The sequence below is a fragment of the Aeromonas sp. s12 genome, from assembly GCF_040907925.1.
Lineage (GTDB): Bacteria > Pseudomonadota > Gammaproteobacteria > Enterobacterales > Aeromonadaceae > Aeromonas > Aeromonas veronii.
In genome coordinates this window covers 52,125-70,085 of record NZ_JBFOCT010000037.1, presented here as the reverse complement: position 1 = coordinate 70,085, position 17,961 = coordinate 52,125, and the positions used below count along the sequence as shown (strand labels likewise).

Genomic DNA, 17,961 nt, shown 5'->3' with positions numbered 1-17,961 from the left:
TGAGCAAACCAACGCAAGGCCCCGCCAGTGCGGGGCCATCAAATGGGTTAGGGTTGTGCCTGCAGGGCATCCTGCAGCAGGGTGAAGAGATCGTCGATCTGACTGCGCTCGATGATAAGGGGTGGCGACAGGGCGATGATATCGCCGGTCACCCGGATCAATGCCCCCTTCTCGAAGCAGCGCACGAACACCTCGTAGGCGCGTTTGCCCGGTGCATCCGGCATCGATTCCAGCTCGATACCCGCCACCAGCCCGTAGTTGCGTACATCCTTCACATGCTTGCAGCCCTTCAGCGAATGGGCCGCCTCCTCCCAGTAGCCCGCCAGATCGGCGGCGCGGCTGAGCAGGTTCTCGTTGCGATAGATCTCGAGGGTCGCGAGCCCCGCAGCCGCAGCCACCGGATGGCCGGAGTAGGTGTAGCCGTGGAACAGCTCGATGGCCCCCTTGCCTGCCGCCATCATGTCGTCATAAATGTGCTTCTGCACCAGCACCGCCCCCATGGGGATGGCGCCGTTGGTGAGCCCCTTGGCGCAGGTGATCATGTCGGGAATGACATCGAACTCCTGCGCGGCGAAGGGGGAACCGAGGCGGCCGAAACCGGTGATCACCTCGTCAAAAATCAGCAGGATGCCGTGTTTGGTGCAGATCTCCCGCAGCCGCTTGAGGTAGCCTTTGGGCGGCATCAGCACGCCGGTACTGCCAGCGATGGGCTCGACGATCACCGCCGCGATATTGCTGGCATCGTGCAGGAAGACGATCTTCTCCAGCTCGTCGGCCAGCGCCACATCCTCCTCGGGCAGCCCTTTGGTGAAGGCGTTCTTGGCGATGTTGAGGGTATGGGGCAGATGATCCACCCCGGTCAGCAGGGAGCCGAACCACTTGCGGTTGCCGGGAATACCCCCCACCGAGATGCCGCCAAAGCCGACCCCGTGATAGCCACGCTCGCGACCAATCAGCCGGGTGCGGGTGCCCTGACCGCGAGCCCGCTGCCAGGCCAGCGCAATCTTGAGCGCGGTATCGACCGACTCGGAACCCGAGTTGGTGTAGAAGACGTGACCAAAGCCCTTGGGGGCAATCTCCACCAGCTTGTTGGCCAGCTCGAACGGCAGGGGGTGGCCCATCTGGAATGTGGGAGCGAAATCGAGGTGGGAAATCTGCTGGGAGACCGCCTCGGCAATCTCGCGCCGACCATGGCCCGCGTTGCAACACCAGAGTCCGGCTGTGCCATCCAGTATCTTGCGGCCATCCTCTGAGTGATAATACATCCCCTCTGCCGACTTCAGGATGCGCGGCGCCGCCTTGAACTGCTGGTTGGCGGTGAACGGCATCCAGAAGGCGGACATGTCGGAGGGCGTATTGATGTCGCTGATCGGTTTCATGGTCACCTCATCCTTAAGGTGTTTAGCAACTGTCGGCCAATGCCTATTAAATTAAACACCTGAATCCATAAAAAAGGGCCCGTTATCGCCCTGTCTGGTGCCACCCCTAGCTAGACGCATCAGCAGGGTGGTATAAGATATTTAACACAATTTTAATAATAGTAAACAGTCAAGGAGTGTCTATAGATGGATATCGGTCACCGCCTCAAGGCGGTTCGCACCAAGGCAGCCCTCTCCCAGCGCGAGCTGGCCAAGCGCTCCGGTGTGACCAACGGATTTATCTCCCAGATCGAGAAAAATCAGGTGAGCCCCTCTGTCGCCTCCCTGCGCAAGGTGCTGGAAGGGATCCCCATGTCGCTGGCCAGCTTCTTCACCGAAGAGACTGAAATGGGCACCGAAGTGATCTTCCGCGCCGCCGATATGCCGGATCTCGGCACCCATCCCATCAGCTATCGGCTGGTCGGGCACAGCCGCGCCAACCGCGCCATCGGCATGTTGCAGGAGGTGCTGCCACCGGGCGCCGACACCGGCGACGACATGCTGAGCCACGAGGGTGAAGAGTGCGGCATCGTCATCAAGGGCGAAGTTGAAGTGACCGTGGGCGAGCAGATCTACCTGCTGGGCGCCGGGGATGGCTACTACTTCGACAGCCGCACCCCCCACCGTTTTCGCAATAGTGGCGAACAGGAGTGCGTGCTGATCTCGGCCAACACCCCCGCCAGTTTCTGACATTCAGACGCGCATCGGCAGGGGGCAATGTTTAATGAATTGTTACAAGATGGATTTACAAGCGGCAGAATGTTTAGCATATTGATACGCGGAAACTGACTTTTGCCGGTTCAAGGAGTGAACATGAGTGACCTGACCCTGGCCCAGTGGCAACACAAGGCCGCCCATCTGACCCTGCCCTCGCAAGCCTTTATCAACGGCAGCTATCGGGATGCCGTCAATGGCGCCACCTTCGATTGCATCAACCCGGCCAACGGCAAGCTGCTGACCAAGGTGGCAGCCTGCGATGCCGCCGATGCCGAACTGGCGGTACAGGCTGCCCGTGATGCCTTCAACGACAAGCGTTGGAGCGGCCTGCCACCGAAACAGCGCAAACAGATCATGCAGCGCTTCGCCGAGCTGATGCGCCTCAACAAGGTTGAGCTGGCGCTGCTGGAGTCGCTGGATATGGGCAAACCCATCGGCGATGCCATGGGCTATGACGCCCCCGCCGCCGCCAACTGTATCGCCTGGAACGCCGAAGCGATCGACAAGATTTACGATCAGGTCGCCCCGGTGGAGGAATCCGCCCTGGCACTGGTGACCCGCGAAGCGCTCGGGGTGGTCGCCGCCATAGTGCCCTGGAACTTCCCGCTGGTGATGGCCTGCTGGAAGCTGGGCCCGGCGCTCGCTACCGGCAACTCGGTTATTCTCAAGCCTTCCGAAAAATCGCCCCTGACCGCCCTGCGTATCGCAGGTCTGGCCAAGGAGGCGGGCATTCCGGACGGCGTGTTCAACGTGCTGCCGGGCTTTGGCCATACCGTGGGCGAGGCGCTGGCCATGCATATGGATGTGGATTGCATCACCTTCACCGGCTCCACCAAGATCGGCAAACATCTGGTGGAGTGCTCCGGCAAGTCCAACCTCAAGCGCGCCTTTATGGAGTGCGGCGGCAAGAGCCCCAACATAATACTGGCCGACGCACCGGATCTGGACGCTGCGGCCAAGAGCGCCGCTGGCGCCATCTTCTACAACCAGGGCGAGGTGTGCACCGCCGCCTCTCGGCTGCTGGTGCAAAACAGCATCAAGCCGCAATTTATGGAGCGACTGCTGGCCCATGCCCGCGAGTGGATCTCGGCCAACCCGCTCGATCCCGCTACCCGCATTGGCGCCATGGTGGATCACATCCAGATGGAACAGGTGCTGCGCTATATCGAGATTGGCAAGCAGGAGGGGGCCAAGCTGCTGCTGGGCGGCAACCGCACCAACATGGAGAGTGGCGGCTTCTATATCGAACCCACCATCTTCGACGACGTGACTCCGCAGATGCGCATCTTCCGCGAGGAGATCTTCGGCCCTGTGCTGGCTGTGACCGGCTTCGATACGCTGGAAGAGGCCATTGCGCTGGGCAACGACACCGACTACGGCCTGGCCGCGGCGATCTGGACGGCGGATCTCAACAAGGCGGTGAAGGGCTCCCGCGCCCTGCGCGCAGGCACCGTGTTCGTCAACAACTGGGACGGTGGTGACATGACCATGCCATTTGGCGGCTTCAAACAGTCCGGTAACGGTCGCGACAAGTCACTTCATGCGCTGGAGAAGTACACCGAGCTGAAAAGCACCTGGATTCAGCTGGATTAACACGACAAAGCAGCACTATCGGATCAAAAAGGGGGAGAAATCCCCCTTTTGCATTTTTGGCCTTCCATCACCGGGCTCAATCCTTATAATGATAAAAAAGCCAACATGTTAAATATAAAGACAAAAATGCTATTTTTTCTGGGAAGCGTACTTTTTCTGGTGATCGGTTTGCCCCTGCTGTTCTTCGTGCTGGGGCACGGCGAGGCCTACGTGACCTGGGGCCCCTGGATCTCCGCCATCGCCCTGATGTTGTGGCTGTTGATGGACGTCGACAAGATCCGCCGTGGTAAAGGCTGACCGGCCAGCAACACACCTCCTTTCCCTCAAACTTCGTTTATTCGCTTCTTTCCCCGCAAAAGGATCGCTACACTGATTTTTTGCGATGTTTTCCCGCATCCAACGCTTCAGTAAAGGTCATCCGCATGCCGCAACAGATCCAGCGTCAGGGCGTCATCTACGCCCTGTGCGCCTATACCCTTTGGGGCATCGCCCCCATCTATTTCAAGACCATCTCTGCCGTCCCGGCCGCCGAGATCCTGACACACAGGATGATCTGGTCCTGCGTGCTGCTGATGGTACTGACCCTGGCAGGGCGCCAGTGGCACAAGGTGCAGGCGGTGCTGCGCCAGCCAAAAGTGTTGCTCACCCTGGCGTTTACCTCAGTCACCGTCGGCGGCAACTGGCTGCTGTTCATCTGGGCCATCAACAACGGTCACATGTTGGATGCCAGCCTCGGCTACTACATCAACCCATTGTTCAATGTACTGTTGGGAATGGTGTTTCTGAGCGAGAAACTGCGCCGCCTGCAGTGGTGGGCGGTGGCGCTGGCCTTTGCCGGGGTGGCGATCCAGCTTATCGCCTTTGGCTCCTTGCCCTGGATAGCACTGGTGCTGGCGTCGAGCTTTGCCATCTATGGTCTGGTGCGCAAAAAACTGGCCCTCGATGCTCTCACCGGTCTGCTGATCGAAACCATGATCATGCTGCCGCCAGCAGCCATCTATCTGTGGGGCTTTGCCGACAGCCCCACCAGCCATCTCACCCAGAACGACTGGCACCTCAACCTGCTGCTGATCGCCGCTGGCGCCGTCACCACGGCCCCCCTGCTCTGCTTCACCGCCGCCGCGACCCGGCTCAAGCTCTCCACCCTGGGCTTCTTCCAGTACATAGGCCCCAGCCTGATGTTCATCCTCGCGGTCACCCTCTATGGGGAAGCGCTGGCGATGGACAAACTGCTCACCTTTGCCTGCATCTGGAGCGCGCTGGTGCTGTTCAGCCTGGATGGGCTGCGCAGCGGCAAAGCCGCGCCAAGCCGTACCTGACACCGCCTCACCACCATCGACCCCGGCTCATCAGCCGGGGTTCTTTTTCGTGCCACCAGCGGCCTTCAGACTGCGACTTCCCCTTCTCCAGAGCCGACTCGCCATCAACAGACCACACCCGAGTCTCACTATCCCGCCAGAGAGCTATGCTATCCATGAACGGAGCCGAATGGAGGCAACATGCTCAAGCACATTCACGACAGATCCCTGCTTTTTGGTCAGGTTCTGGGGATCATGGTCATTATCACGCTGATCTCCATCAGCTTTTTCGGGCTTTATTCGGTCCGGAGCGCAGCCGACCAGATGGGACAGGGGAAGGATGTGGTAGCCGATATTCTGCCGCCGCCTCTCTACCTCATCGAATCCCAGTTGCAGGTCTACACCCTGCTCCATGCCAAACCGGAGGAGCGGGAGGCCCTGCTGCAAACCCTCGCCCGACTGCAGCAAGAGTTCGAGAGCCGTAACCGCTTCTGGCAAGAGAGCAGCCTGAACGAGCCCCTCAGGGAGCTGCTGCTGGGGGAGCAAAAAGTGCAGGGGGAACTGTTCTGGCAGTTGCTCAACGACAAGTTTGCCCCCGCCATCAAGGCGGGGGATCTGGCGCAGGCGGGCGCGATTGCGGCACGCCTGCACACCCTCTATAACGCCCACCGGCTAGGGGTGGACGCCACCGTCATCCGCGGTAACGAGTATGCCGCCGAGCAGATGGCCCATCTCGCCAACACCACCCGACTCTGCTACGGACTGCTGTTGTGCGCCGCACTGCTGGGGGCCGGACTCATCTTCTGGCTGGGACGCCCCACCCAACAGCGGCTGCTGGCCGCTGGCAAGGCCACCGCCGCCATCGCCGAAGGGGAGTTGAACCGCCCCATGCCGGAGCCGGGGCTTGATGCCATCGGCGAGCTGATCCGCCAGATTGGGGCCATGCGTGACCAGCTGGCAACCCTGGTGGAGTCGCTGCAACGCAGCGCCAGTACGCTGGATGATCGCGCCACCAGCCTGACCGCCATGGCAAAACGGCACACCGATGACAGTCAGGCGCAGGTCGGGGCGGCCCACCATATCGAACAGGCCATCGAACAGCTCACCCACTCCATTGAGCAGGCGGGTAGCCAGCTGCATCAGGTAGGGGAGCAAACCCAGCAGTCAGCAGAGCGGGCACAAGAGGCGACGCTCGCCATCCACACCGTGGAACAGGTGATCGGGGAGCAAGTCACGGGAGTGAAGCAGGTCTCCCATACCATTTCGGATCTGGCCGGCCTCTCGCAGCAGATTGCCGGGCTGGCGGGCGCTATTCACGATATTGCGGAGCAGACCAATCTGCTGGCGCTGAACGCCGCCATTGAAGCGGCGCGGGCAGGTGAACAGGGGCGCGGTTTTGCCGTGGTGGCCGATGAAGTGCGCTCGCTGGCGACCCGCACCGGCAGTGCCACCACAGAGATCAACACTATCATCGGCAAGATCCAGGATGTCAGCCTGCGCGCCGCCAGCGAGATGGATACCGAGCTGGCCCGGGTCGAACAGGCGGTCACTCACACGATGACAGCGCGCCAGAGCGTCGCCCGGATCGCGCAGAGCTGCGAGGAGATCAACCAGCGCATCGCTCAGGTCGATCAGTTGATGAGCGATGAGACCCGGCTGGTGCAGGGGATCCACCATCAGGTCGGGGAGATGTCGCGGTTGGCGGCCGAGGCCAACCAGAGCGCCAGTCAGGCCGCCGAAGAGGCGACCATGGTCGCCCAACACGCCCGCATTCTGACCAGACAGACTCACCACTTCCATCTCGACACCACCCGCCATTGATCCCCGGCGCTGACGGGAGTCAGCGCCCCCCTTTTTCTCTGCACTGGTTAAATGGGTAGCATTAGACTCCATGAGGGAATAGGATCCGCCCCTCTGAAAACCAACTGCAAGGATCAACTGACATGACTCGAAAATGGTCGCTCCCCATCGTGGCAATCGCGGGGGGAGCGTTACTCTGGCTTGGCAATACTTTTGGTATGAAATGGGCTCTGATGGCCCTGATCGGATTCGGCTTCGGCTTCACCCTCTCCTTCAGTCGCTTCGGCATCGTATTCGGTTGGCGCGAAATGCTGACCAAGCGCAACAGCTACTACGTGCGGGTTCACCTGCTCACCATCGCCATCGAAATTCTGCTGTTCACCACTTTCCTCTCCTTTAGCCACGCCCTGTTTGGCGATGCCATGGTGGGTAACGTGATGGCTATCGGCATTCCTTTCATCGTCGGTGCCTTCCTGTTCGGCATCGGCATGCAGCTGGCTGGCGTCTGCGCCACCGGCACTCTTTATTGCTGCGGCGAGGGGCAACCCCGCTTCTGGCTGGTGCTGATCTGCTACGGCATTGGCACCCTTATCAGCAACCAGTTCCGCCCCGAACTGGAGGCTACCTTCTCCAGCCATGTGGTATTGGCCCGGGATCTGACCGGCAATATCTGGAGCGGCATGCTGCTCAACCTGGCGCTGGTCGCCGCGCTGTTCCTGCTGTTTCGCAACAGCGAACTCAAGCGTACCGGCGAACTCAAGCCCCTCTTCAGCGGCGGCAACCTGTTCTGGCGCGATGGCCGCTTCACCGCGCTGACCGGCGGCATCATCATAGCTCTGCTCAACTCGTCCGTGGTCGCTCTGCACGGCTCGGCCTGGACCATCACCGGCGCCGTCTATGACATGGCGCTGCGCGGCGCCTCCCTGTTCGGCCTGTTCGAGGGCAACCCCAAGCTGGCCCAGCCACTCTTTATCAACCCCATGGTCGGCATGTTCTGGCTCGGGATTCTGGGGGCCATGCTGGCGCGCTGTTTGAGCGGTGGCGGCACCTTCGCCCCGATGCGGATCGGCAACAGTCTGGCCTCCATCATCGGCGGCCTGTTGATGGGGATGGGCGCCATGTACGCCGCCTGCAACCTCGGCGGCTTTTTCGATGGCACCGCCTCTGGCAGCCTGCACGGCTGGGTCTGGATGCTGATGGCCCTGGCGGGCAGCCTCATCGGCATTCGCCTGCGCCCGCTGTTCGGGCTCTGAGGCTCGACATCGTAAACACCCCATAAGAAACGGGAGGCCAAGCCTCCCGTTTTTACATTTATTGCTCCCGTCGCTCTGCTTATTGGACAGGCTGGGAAACCCCTTCCAGATGGATTTCCACCCGGCGATCCGGTGCCAGACAGGCGATCAGCTCCTGTTTGGAGCGGCTGGCACAGCTGCTGCCAGTGACCGGATTGGCCTTGCCACGTCCCTCGACTCGTACCTTGTCGGCATACAAGCCTTTGGATACCAGATAGCTGGCCACGCTCTGGGCCCGCTTCTCGGAGAGGGCCAGGTTGTAGTTGTCGGAACCGATGCGGTCGGTATAACCGATGACAGTTGCGACACCATCTTTCGGATTGGCCGCCACAATCTGGCTGAACAGGGCATCGAGCGCCTGATTGGCAGCCGGTTTCAGGGTCGCCTTGTTGAACTCGAACAGCACATCGGAACTCAGACTGAAGGTCTTCGGCTCAACCACGGCTACAGGTGCCGGTTCGGCAGCCGGAGCGGGCGCCGGTGCTACGACCTCGCCACCTTGCTGACCGAAACGATAGAGCATCCCGAACGAAATCAGGCCGTTATCCATCTCGATACCGGAGCGATCGAGAGACGCATCTCCCAGCGGCGTGGTGTACTGGTACTCCAGACGGGCAGCCCAGTCACGATCGATGGCGTATTCGGCACCCAGCGCACCAACGAAGGCGGCGCCATGCTTCTTGCCGGTCTCGCTGCTATTGGCGAAGCTGATCTCGCTATCCGTCCAGGCATAGGCGCCGCCCAGTCGACCATAAAGATCGAGCACATTTGTTGCCGGGAAGCTGATCTTCATGGTGGCCTGAATCATCTGGCTCTTGGCTTCGGTATTGAGGGTATTGGCGCCAGTGCCCGAAGTGGTGTCGTATTTGCCAAGCCAGTCATAACCCAGCTCGAAACCCAGGTTGGGGTTGAGCTGGTAACCGGCGAACAGGCCCAGACCCAGATCATCCGTGTTCTCGCTGGTATTACCCAACGTCTGGGCAATCGACTCGGCATACTGGTTGTGGTCAACGCCATAGTAATTGGACCAACCGGCCTTGCCACCGACATACCAGGTATTGTCCTGAGCGGTGGCCTGCACGGCTCCGGCCGCCAGCAAACCACTGACCAATACGGCAAGCATGGATTTATTCATATTTTCGCCTCTGCAATAAGTCGTTATGGGCGCCTGAGTGCGCACTCTTCCCTGTGTGAAGCCGTCAGGCGGCCTCTCCGCTATTCAGGGTATCCCATCCGAACGCAGCCTCAAATGACCAAGCCATCAGGAGTGTGAGCTTGCCAGCAATATCCGGCGTAAAAATCACCTGTGTACCTATTCATACTGTTTTGCCAGTTAAACCATGACGTTGCGTCGTACGGAGTGGACCTATCCGCACGCAGCAATAGAAAAGGGAGGCATAATGCCTCCCTCCTGATAAGTTGTTGAAGCCCCCCTTGCTCAACTGGCCAGAAACAGCCGGTAGGCAGGGTCGTTGCTCACCTCTTTCCAGCCGTAGCCAATCTCGTGCAGGTAGTCGTGGAAGGCGGCCACGTCCTCGTCCGGCAGCTCGAAGGCGCAGAGCACTCGGCCGTAGTCGGCACCGTGGTTGCGGTAGTGGAACAGGCTGATGTTCCAGCGACAGCCCAAGGTCTCGAGGAAGCGCATCAGGGCACCCGGCTGCTCCGGGAACTTGAAGCTGTAGAGCCGTTCACCGAGGGGCCGGGCCGGGCGGCCGCCAATCATGTAGCGCACATGATTCTTGGCCAGCTCGCTCTCGGTCATGTTGACCACCGGATAGCCGTTGCCGCCGAGCTGAGCGATGATCTGGCCCAGCTCCTCGTCACCGCCGGTGAGACGCACCGAGACGAACAGCGACGCCTGCTCGGCATCCGCATAGCGGTAGTTGAACTCGGTCACCATGCGGGGGCCAAGCTGACGGCAGAAGTCGAGGAAGGCCCCCTTACGCTCGGGGATGGTCACCGCCAGCATGCCCTCGCGCTTCTCGCCAATCTCGCAGCGCTCCGACACGTAGCGCAGGCTGTGGAAGTTGACGTTGGCGCCGGAGAGAATGGCCGCCATCCGCCCCCCTTTGACCTGCTCCCGCTCGCTGTAGGCCTTGAGGCCCGCCAACGACAGGGCGCCCGAAGGCTCGGCGATGGCGCGGCAGTCGTCGAAGATGTCTTTCAACGCGGCACAGATCTGGTCGTTGGAGACTGTCACCACCTCGTCCAGATACTGGTTGCAGAGGCGGAAGGTCTCCTCGCCGATGCGCTTGACCGCCACCCCGTCAGCAAACAGCGAGACCCGCTCCAGATTGACCGGCTCGCCGGCCGCCAGCGCGGCCTTGAGGCAGGCGGAGCCCTCCGCCTCCACCCCGATCACCTTCACATCCGGCAGCAGCTGCTTGATATAGACCGCCACCCCGGCGGCCAGACCGCCGCCGCCCACCGGCACGAACACGTGAGTGAGGTGGGTATCCTGCTCCAGCAGCTCCTTGCCGATGGTGCCCTGCCCGGCGATCACCTCAACGTCGTCAAACGGCGGGATCAGGGTGTAGCCCTCCAGCGTGGCGAGGCGGCGGCTCTCGCCATAGGCCTCGTCGAAGCTGTTGCCAAACAGCATGACGTTGCCTCCCTGCCGGCGCACCGCGTCGATCTTGATGTCCGGCGTGGTCTTGGGCATCACGATGATCGCCTTGATACCGAGCTTGGCGGCCGAGAGGGCGACCCCCTGCGCGTGGTTGCCAGCAGAGGCGGCGATGACGCCGCGCGCTTTCTGCTCCTCGGTCAGGGTGGCGATCTTGTGGTAGGCACCGCGCAGCTTGAAGGAGTGGACCGGTTGCAGATCCTCCCGCTTCAGGCTGACGTGGTTGCCGAGCCGCTCGGAGAGTTTCTTCAGGGTTTGCAAGGGGGTGACCCGCGCCGCCTCATAGACGGGGGAGAGCAACACCTTGCGTAGATAATCCGCCGCAAAGACCATGATTTATTCCCCCAGCATTGAGCGATCGCGCACCGCGCCTTTATCGGCGCTGGTGGCGAACATGGCATAGGCGCGCAGGGCAAAGGAGACCTGACGCTGACGATCGAGCGGCTTCCAGCCACGGGCTTCCACGGCGACGTGGCGGGTAGCAAGCACGCTGTCGGCCACCTCCAGCACCATGCTGCGGGCCGGGATGTTGATGCTGATGATGTCGCCATCCTCCACCAGACCTATGGTGCCGCCAGAGGCTGCTTCCGGCGAGACGTGGCCGATGGAGAGGCCCGAGGTGCCGCCGGAGAAGCGGCCGTCGGTAATCAGGGCACACGCTTTGCCGAGGCCCATGGATTTCAGATAGGTGGTGGGGTAGAGCATCTCCTGCATGCCGGGGCCCCCTTTCGGCCCTTCGTAGCGGATCACCACTACTTCGCCTGCTTTCACGGTACCGTCGAGGATGCCGTTCACCGCGCTCTCCTGACTCTCGAACACCCGGGCCGGGCCACGGAAGGTGAGGTTCTCCTCATCCACGCCTGCGGTCTTGACGATGGCGCCGTTGACCGCGAGGTTGCCGGAGAGCACCGCCAGACCGCCCTCCTGGCTATAGGCGTTATCCAGCGAGCGGATACAGCCTTCTGCTCTGTCCAGATCCAGCTCCGGCCAGCGACAATCCTGACTGAATGCCTTGGTGGTGCGGATGCCGGCCGGGCCTGCGCGGTAGAAGTCCACCACCTCCTGACTCGGCTGGCGGCTGACGTCATATTCATTGAGCTGTTCGACGAGGGAGCAACCCAGCACGGTGCGGGTATCCCCATGCACCAGACCCGCTTTTTCCAGCTGACCCAGAATGGCGACCACGCCACCGGCTCGGTGCACATCTTCCATATGGTACTTCTGGGTAGAGGGCGCCACCTTGCAGAGCTGCGGCACCTTGCGGGACATGCGGTCGATATCGGCCATGGTGAAGTCGACGCCCGCCTCCTGCGCCGCCGCCAACAGGTGCAGCACGGTATTGGTGGAACCGCCCATGGCGATATCCAGCGCCATGGCGTTCTCGAACGCCGCCTTGGTGGCGATGTTGCGCGGCAGTGCCGAGGCATCGTCCTGCTCATACCAGCGCTTGGCCAAAGTCACGATGCGCTGGCCCGCCAGCTTGAACAGCTGCTCGCGATCGGCGTGGGTCGCCAGCAGGGAGCCGTTGCCCGGCTGGGAGAGGCCGAGCGCCTCGGTCAGACAGTTCATGGAGTTGGCGGTAAACATGCCGGAACAGGAGCCGCAGGTGGGGCAGGCGCTGCGCTCAACCTGTTCGCTCTGGGCGTCCGACACCTTGGGATCGGCGCCCTGGATCATGGCATCCACCAGATCCAGCTTGATGATCTGGTCGGAGAGCTTGGTCTTGCCCGCTTCCATCGGGCCGCCGGAGACAAAAATGACCGGGATATTGATACGCAGGGCGGCCATCAGCATCCCCGGGGTGATCTTGTCGCAGTTGGAGATGCAGACCATGGCGTCGGCGCAGTGGGCGTTGACCATGTACTCCACCGAGTCGGCGATCAGCTCCCGCGATGGCAGGGAGTAGAGCATGCCGCCGTGGCCCATGGCGATGCCGTCATCCACGGCGATGGTGTTGAACTCTTTGGCAACGCCCCCCGCGGCTTCGATCTCGCGCGCCACCAGCTGGCCCAGATCCTTGAGGTGGACGTGGCCCGGCACGAACTGGGTGAAGGAGTTGACCACGGCGATGATAGGCTTGCCGAAATCCTGATCGGTCATTCCGGTGGCACGCCAAAGGGCGCGGGCCCCGGCCATGTTACGTCCGTGGGTGGTGGTGGCGGATCTCAACTTCGGCATTGTCTCTACTCCCTGAATGCCCATATGGGCTCGATGCGTTATGCGGTGATGATACGAGTGGATCGGAATCGATCCTGGTGAAGACTCCTCAGGGAAGCGCTCACCGGAAGCGACTCGGGGAGGCATGACGCCTCCCCTCTCTCATCAGTCGTTGACGGGCGTCAGCCAGCCCCACTTGTCCTCGGTCTTGCCATTGAACAGGCCGAAGAAGGCGTTCTGCAACTGCTCGGTCACCGGGCCACGGCTGCCAGCGCCCACCTTCATTCGATCGACGGAGCGCACCGGGGTCACCTCGGCGGCGGTGCCGGTCATAAAGATTTCGTCTGCCACATAGAGCGCCTCGCGGGGCAGCGCCTGCTCACGCACCTCGTAACCCAAGTCACGCGCGAGCGTCATGATGGTGTCACGGGTGATACCGGGCAGGATGGCGGCGGTAGCAGGCGGGGTGAACAGTACGCCGTTTTTCACCAGGAACAGGTTCTCCCCCGCCCCTTCGCTCAGGTAGCCGTTCACATCCAGCGCCAGCCCCTCGGCGAAGCCGTTGCGCTTGGCCTCGCGGCTGATCAGCTGGGAGGACAAATAGTTGCCGCCCGCCTTGGCACCGGTGGGAATGGTGTTGGGGGCGAGCCGGTTCCAGGAGGTGACGCACACATCCACCCCGTTTTTCAGCCCCTCTTCCCCGAGGTAGGCGCCCCACGGCAGGGCAGCCACCATCAGGTCGGCCTTGGCATCCAGCGGCGGATGCAGCCCCAGCCCCACGTTGCCGACAAAGGCCAGCGGGCGCAGGTAGCCGCTTTTCAGGCCGTTCTCGCGCACCACGGTGCGGCAGGCTTCATTAACTTCAGACTCGCTGTATGGGACGTCCATCCAGTAGATTTTGGCGGAGTCGAACAGGCGGCGGGTGTGCTCCTGCAGACGGAAGATGCAGGTGCCTTTGGGGGTATCGTAGGCGCGTACCCCCTCAAACACCGAGGAGCCGTAGTGCAGGGCGTGGCTCATTACGTGCACCTGGGCATCCTGCCAGGGCACCAGTGTGCCGTTGAACCAGATGTATTGGGGGTGAGTGGCGGATTGGGAAGGCTGTGACATTGGCTTGGCTCCTTAAGCTCTGATCCGGGGTTGCTGTTCCAGTGCATCGACCCGGGAGACGTCCACCAGCTTCACCAGCTGGCTCCACAACTGCTGGATGGGACGCACCGACTCGACAGTAACCGTGATCCGCAGCTGTTGGCAATCCTGCTCCATATTAAGGGCGCAGAGATTGAAGCCGCGGTGACGCACCACCCGCAGCACCCGCTCCATCACTTCCGGTCTGGGCTGGGCGTGGATATGCAGGGTGTGCTGTGCAAATGCTGGTTGTGCAAGGGTGTGCGGGTTCATGGGCGTTGCTCCATCATCTGGTGGTTTGCGACTCCCGGCGGAACCAGGGGCCAGACGTTTTCTTCCTCTGAAATGGCCACATGCAGCAGGTAGGCACTCTCGCTTGCCAGCAGGCGATCGAGGGCACCGGCTATCTGCTCCTTGCATGTGATGGTCTCGCCCGGAATGCCGAAGGCGGCAGCCAGGGCGACGAAATCGGGGTTGTCGGAGAGGATGGTCTCGCTGTAGCGGCCGTCGAAGAACAGCTCCTGCCACTGGCGCACCATGCCGAGGCGCTGGTTATCCAGCAGCACCATCTTCACCTTGAGCTGGGCCCGGCGGATGGTGCCGAGCTCCTGCACGTTCATCATGAAAGAGCCATCACCGCTCACCAGCACCACTTCATCCTCCGGGCGCGACATCTTGGCGCCGATGGCGGCGGGCAAACCAAACCCCATGGTGCCGAGACCGGCGCTGGAGAGGTGGTTGCGCGGGCTGGTGAAGCGCATATGCTGGGCTACCCACATCTGGTGCTGACCCACGTCGCAGGCGACCACGCTGCTCTCCGGCAACTTGGCAGATAGCTGCTTGAGCAGCGCCGGAGCGTAAATGGCCTGCCCCGGGTGGTCGTAGCGAAACGCATATTCGCGGGCCATGGCGGCGCAGTGCTCACGCCAGGGGGCGATGTCGAGAGTCATGGCGAGGTGCGGCAACACCTGTTTGAGATCCGTGGTGATCCCCACCTCGGCGGCGCGGCGCTTGCCGAACTCGGCGGCATCCACATCGAGATGGATCACCTTGGCCTCGGGGGCAAACTCCTCCAGCTTGCCGGTCACCCGATCATCGAAACGGGCACCCACCACCAGCAGCAAGTCGCACTGCTGCACCGCATAGTTGGCCGCCTTGGTGCCGTGCATGCCGAGCATGCCCAGATAAACAGGGCTGTCAGGATCGAGCGCGCCAATCCCCTTGAGAGTGGTGACCGCAGGCATGCCGGTTGCGGCAGCAAAGTCACGCAACTGCTGCTCGGCATTGGCCATGCCCACTCCGCCACCAACGTAGAGCACCGGACGCTCGGCGGCGGCCAGCAGGGTGCGGGCGGCCGTCAGCTCGGCCGGATTGAGATGCTCGGGCTCCTCCACCGCAAACAGCGGGCTCTGGGGCGGCACGGCGGCCAGCTGCACATCCTTGGGGAGATCAATCAGCACAGGGCCGGGGCGCCCTTCGGTGGCGATGGCGAAAGCTTCTGCCAGCACCCGCCCCAGATCGGCGGCATCGGTCACCATGAAGGAGTGCTTGGTGCAGGAGAGGGACATGCCGAGCACGTCGACCTCCTGAAACGCATCGGTGCCGATGGCGGAACAGGGCACCTGTCCACTGATGGCCACCAGCGGCACCGAATCGAGCAGCGCCTCTGCCAGACCGGTTACCAGATTGGTAGCTCCGGGGCCGGAGGTGGCAATGCAGACTCCCACCTGACCGGAGGCGCGGGCATAACCGACCGCGGCCATGGCGGCGCCCTGCTCGTGGCGGCAGAGCTGATGGGCCAGACCACCGTCATACAGGGCATCGTAGACCGGCATGATGGCCCCGCCCGGGTAACCAAACACCTGGGTCACCCCCTGTTTCTTGAGAGCCTGTACCAAAAACTGCGCGCCGTTCATGTGGAAAATCCTGTCCTTTGGTCGAAAAAAAACCCCCGAGCTGTGAGGCTCGGGGGTCGCTTGTTTCGTTCTGTCCGGTGGTGGGTCTATCCCTTGTTCCGTGCAGCTAAACGAGCCCCGAGCGGTGAGATAATAATCACCACTAGGACCACAATAATGCTGACGAAACGGGAGGCCATGTACATAGTTACAACCGGAAATCCTGTGAAATTGGGGCGGTTTCTACCGCGAATGGCTATTAGAACTAGCACGGTGATTTTTATTGGGCAAGCCTTTTTTCTGTGACAACCCACTGATTTTGGCTATTCCTCAGCCGGAACTCTGGAATAAAAAACCAACAACAAGCAGTTAGTCAGAACATATATCAACTCAAGGACGGGATTTATGTCATTAGCTGTGGTTTATAGCCGTGCCAGCCTCGGGATCGCGGCCCCGCAAGTTACAGTGGAAGTTCACCTCTCCAACGGCCTGCCCGCCTTCAACATGGTCGGCCTGCCGGAAACCTCGGTGAAGGAGTCGCGGGATCGGGTGCGCAGCGCCCTGCTCAACGGCAATTTCGAGTTCCCGAGCAAACACATCACAGTCAATCTGGCCCCCGCCGATCTGCCCAAGGAGGGAGGCCGCTTCGATCTGGCTATCGCTATCGGCATTCTCGCCGCTTCCAAGCAGATACCGGCAAAATATCTGCTCGATCACGAATTTTTAGGGGAGTTGGCCCTGACAGGCGAAATTCGTCCCGTACTCGGGGTACTGCCTGCCGCACTCGCCTGCCGGGATGCGGGACGCACCCTGCTGGTACCGCGAGAGAACGGCCCGGAAGCCTCTCTCATTCAGGATGCCGAGGTGCGCACCGCCCACCAGCTGCTGGCAGTCACCGCCTGGCTGGCAGGACAATACGAACTGCCGCTGCCGGATCCCCAAAACGCGGAGAGCCTGCCCGATGTACCAGATCTGCAGGATGTTATTGGTCAGTCTCAGGCCAAGCGGGCGCTGGAGATCGCCGCCGCCGGCAGCCACAACCTGCTGTTCATCGGCCCGCCCGGTACTGGCAAGAGCATGCTGGCGAGCCGACTGCCCGGCATCTTGCCGCCGCTCAGCGAGCAGGAAGCGCAGCAGACCGCCGCCATCCACTCCATCGGCGGCCTCACCCCACGCGCCGGCCACTGGCACCACAGACCCTATCGCACGCCCCACCACAGTGCCTCCGCAGTGGCGCTGGTGGGTGGTGGCAGCCACCCGCGGCCCGGCGAAATTTCGCTGGCCCACAACGGGGTGCTGTTTCTCGACGAGCTGCCCGAATTCGAGCGCAAGGTGCTCGACTCCCTGCGTGAGCCGCTGGAGACGGGCCACATCACCATCAGCCGGGCCGCCCGCCAGGTGGATTTTCCCGCCCGCTTCCAGCTGGTCGGCGCCATGAATCCCAGCCCCTGTGGCCACTATGGCGACGGCCAGACCCGCTCCAGCCCGGATCAGATCTTACGCTACCTCGGCAAGCTCTCCGGCCCCTTTCTCGACCGCTTCGACCTGACAGTTGAGGTGCCGCTGCTGCCCAAGGGGAGCCTGACCGGCAAGGCGGAGCGGGGGGAGTCGAGCCAGCAGATCCGCGCTCGGGTGCTGGCGGCGCGAGAGCGCATGCTGAGTCGTAACGGCAAGCTCAACAACCTGCTGGATAGCCGTGAGATAGAGGATATTTGCCGCTTATCACCGAAAGATGCCGAATTTTTGGAGAACGCCATCCAGAAGCTGGGGCTCAGCATCCGGGCCTGGCATCGCATCCTGCGGGTGTCACGCACCATCGCCGATCTGGCCGGGCAACCCGCCATCGGCAAGGAGCATCTTATCGAGGCGCTCGGTTATCGCGCCATGGACAGGCTGCTGTCGCGACTGCGCAGCAGCTGACAGAAGGGAAAGGGTGAGTCCGACCCCGTAAAGGCTCTGAATGGTCTCACGGGCAATCGGCTGATATTATGGCCACAGATCTGACCACTTGATGGCCCTTTATCGACAGCAAGACGG

General features: G+C 61.8%; 14 protein-coding genes. 7 read left to right on the top strand and 7 right to left on the bottom strand.

What is annotated here, in order from left to right; translation table 11 throughout:
• Positions 1 to 47 precede the first annotated feature (47 nt).
• Positions 48 to 1,379 (bottom strand): aspartate aminotransferase family protein, encoded by a 1,332-nt coding sequence (locus tag AB5Y67_RS19420; RefSeq protein ID WP_005357473.1) that lies wholly within the window; start codon positions 1,377 to 1,379, stop codon positions 48 to 50.
• 186 nt (positions 1,380 to 1,565) lie between these two features.
• Between AB5Y67_RS19420 and AB5Y67_RS19415 the strand changes: the two genes are divergently transcribed.
• The 6 genes from AB5Y67_RS19415 to AB5Y67_RS19390 all read left to right on the top strand — a co-directional run bounded on the left by AB5Y67_RS19415 (position 1,566) and on the right by AB5Y67_RS19390 (position 8,079).
• Positions 1,566 to 2,108: a cupin domain-containing protein gene (locus AB5Y67_RS19415; protein ID WP_005339643.1), complete on the top strand. Its 543-nt coding sequence runs from the start codon at positions 1,566 to 1,568 to the stop codon at positions 2,106 to 2,108.
• A gap of 123 nt (positions 2,109 to 2,231) precedes the next feature.
• Positions 2,232 to 3,728: an aldehyde dehydrogenase gene (locus tag AB5Y67_RS19410; protein WP_199427677.1), complete on the top strand. Its 1,497-nt coding sequence runs from the start codon at positions 2,232 to 2,234 to the stop codon at positions 3,726 to 3,728.
• Between the two features lie 126 nt (positions 3,729 to 3,854).
• On the top strand, positions 3,855 to 4,025 hold the full coding sequence (locus AB5Y67_RS19405; RefSeq protein ID WP_005341999.1) for a hypothetical protein: 171 nt from the start codon (positions 3,855 to 3,857) through the stop codon (positions 4,023 to 4,025).
• Between the two features lie 125 nt (positions 4,026 to 4,150).
• The gene (gene rarD, locus AB5Y67_RS19400; RefSeq protein WP_005356175.1) at positions 4,151 to 5,047 is read left to right on the top strand and encodes an EamA family transporter RarD; all 897 of its coding nucleotides are present in this window, start codon (positions 4,151 to 4,153) and stop codon (positions 5,045 to 5,047) included.
• Positions 5,048 to 5,227: 180 nt separating this feature from the next.
• Positions 5,228 to 6,847 carry a methyl-accepting chemotaxis protein gene (locus tag AB5Y67_RS19395; RefSeq protein WP_150390110.1) on the top strand — a complete coding sequence of 540 codons (1,620 nt, stop codon included), beginning with the start codon at positions 5,228 to 5,230 and terminating at the stop codon, positions 6,845 to 6,847.
• A gap of 122 nt (positions 6,848 to 6,969) precedes the next feature.
• Entirely contained in the window at positions 6,970 to 8,079 is a 1,110-nt protein-coding gene (locus AB5Y67_RS19390; protein ID WP_190973198.1) for a YeeE/YedE thiosulfate transporter family protein, read from the top strand.
• 79 nt (positions 8,080 to 8,158) lie between these two features.
• Here the strand turns inward: AB5Y67_RS19390 and ompA are convergent, their stop codons facing one another.
• From ompA to ilvG, 6 genes are all read right to left on the bottom strand, one after another.
• Positions 8,159 to 9,253: a porin OmpA gene (ompA, locus tag AB5Y67_RS19385; RefSeq protein WP_150390109.1), complete on the bottom strand. Its 1,095-nt coding sequence runs from the start codon at positions 9,251 to 9,253 to the stop codon at positions 8,159 to 8,161.
• 303 nt (positions 9,254 to 9,556) lie between these two features.
• The gene (gene ilvA / locus AB5Y67_RS19380; RefSeq protein WP_150390108.1) at positions 9,557 to 11,077 is read right to left on the bottom strand and encodes a threonine ammonia-lyase, biosynthetic; all 1,521 of its coding nucleotides are present in this window, start codon (positions 11,075 to 11,077) and stop codon (positions 9,557 to 9,559) included.
• A gap of 3 nt (positions 11,078 to 11,080) precedes the next feature.
• On the bottom strand, positions 11,081 to 12,922 hold the full coding sequence (gene ilvD, locus AB5Y67_RS19375) for a dihydroxy-acid dehydratase (protein ID WP_150390107.1): 1,842 nt from the start codon (positions 12,920 to 12,922) through the stop codon (positions 11,081 to 11,083).
• 144 nt (positions 12,923 to 13,066) lie between these two features.
• Positions 13,067 to 14,011, bottom strand: a complete 945-nt coding sequence (locus AB5Y67_RS19370; RefSeq protein ID WP_111900975.1) for a branched-chain amino acid transaminase — start codon at positions 14,009 to 14,011, stop codon at positions 13,067 to 13,069.
• Between the two features lie 12 nt (positions 14,012 to 14,023).
• Positions 14,024 to 14,302 (bottom strand): acetolactate synthase 2 small subunit, encoded by a 279-nt coding sequence (gene ilvM, locus AB5Y67_RS19365; protein ID WP_005342011.1) that lies wholly within the window; start codon positions 14,300 to 14,302, stop codon positions 14,024 to 14,026.
• Complete coding sequence (ilvG, locus tag AB5Y67_RS19360; protein ID WP_150390106.1) at positions 14,299 to 15,945, bottom strand: acetolactate synthase 2 catalytic subunit; 1,647 nt, start codon at positions 15,943 to 15,945, stop codon at positions 14,299 to 14,301. The genes ilvM and ilvG overlap by 4 nt, the downstream gene beginning before the upstream one ends.
• Positions 15,946 to 16,329: 384 nt before the next feature.
• On the opposite strand from ilvG, the gene AB5Y67_RS19355 reads away from it, so the two are divergent.
• On the top strand, positions 16,330 to 17,844 hold the full coding sequence (locus AB5Y67_RS19355; RefSeq protein ID WP_064338983.1) for a YifB family Mg chelatase-like AAA ATPase: 1,515 nt from the start codon (positions 16,330 to 16,332) through the stop codon (positions 17,842 to 17,844).
• Positions 17,845 to 17,961 lie beyond the last annotated feature (117 nt).

Bases quoted from the DNA above. Each gene is read 5' to 3' on its own strand.
- AB5Y67_RS19420 (WP_005357473.1), bottom strand. From the start codon at position 1,379: ATGAAACCGATCAGCGACATCAATACGCCCTCCGACATGTCCGCCTTC.
- AB5Y67_RS19415 (WP_005339643.1), top strand. From the start codon at position 1,566: ATGGATATCGGTCACCGCCTCAAGGCGGTTCGCACCAAGGCAGCCCTC.
- AB5Y67_RS19410 (WP_199427677.1), top strand. From the start codon at position 2,232: ATGAGTGACCTGACCCTGGCCCAGTGGCAACACAAGGCCGCCCATCTG.
- AB5Y67_RS19405 (WP_005341999.1), top strand. From the start codon at position 3,855: ATGCTATTTTTTCTGGGAAGCGTACTTTTTCTGGTGATCGGTTTGCCC.
- rarD (WP_005356175.1), top strand. From the start codon at position 4,151: ATGCCGCAACAGATCCAGCGTCAGGGCGTCATCTACGCCCTGTGCGCC.
- AB5Y67_RS19395 (WP_150390110.1), top strand. From the start codon at position 5,228: ATGCTCAAGCACATTCACGACAGATCCCTGCTTTTTGGTCAGGTTCTG.
- AB5Y67_RS19390 (WP_190973198.1), top strand. From the start codon at position 6,970: ATGACTCGAAAATGGTCGCTCCCCATCGTGGCAATCGCGGGGGGAGCG.
- ompA (WP_150390109.1), bottom strand. From the start codon at position 9,253: ATGAATAAATCCATGCTTGCCGTATTGGTCAGTGGTTTGCTGGCGGCC.
- ilvA (WP_150390108.1), bottom strand. From the start codon at position 11,077: ATGGTCTTTGCGGCGGATTATCTACGCAAGGTGTTGCTCTCCCCCGTC.
- ilvD (WP_150390107.1), bottom strand. From the start codon at position 12,922: ATGCCGAAGTTGAGATCCGCCACCACCACCCACGGACGTAACATGGCC.
- AB5Y67_RS19370 (WP_111900975.1), bottom strand. From the start codon at position 14,011: ATGTCACAGCCTTCCCAATCCGCCACTCACCCCCAATACATCTGGTTC.
- ilvM (WP_005342011.1), bottom strand. From the start codon at position 14,302: ATGAACCCGCACACCCTTGCACAACCAGCATTTGCACAGCACACCCTG.
- ilvG (WP_150390106.1), bottom strand. From the start codon at position 15,945: ATGAACGGCGCGCAGTTTTTGGTACAGGCTCTCAAGAAACAGGGGGTG.
- AB5Y67_RS19355 (WP_064338983.1), top strand. From the start codon at position 16,330: ATGTCATTAGCTGTGGTTTATAGCCGTGCCAGCCTCGGGATCGCGGCC.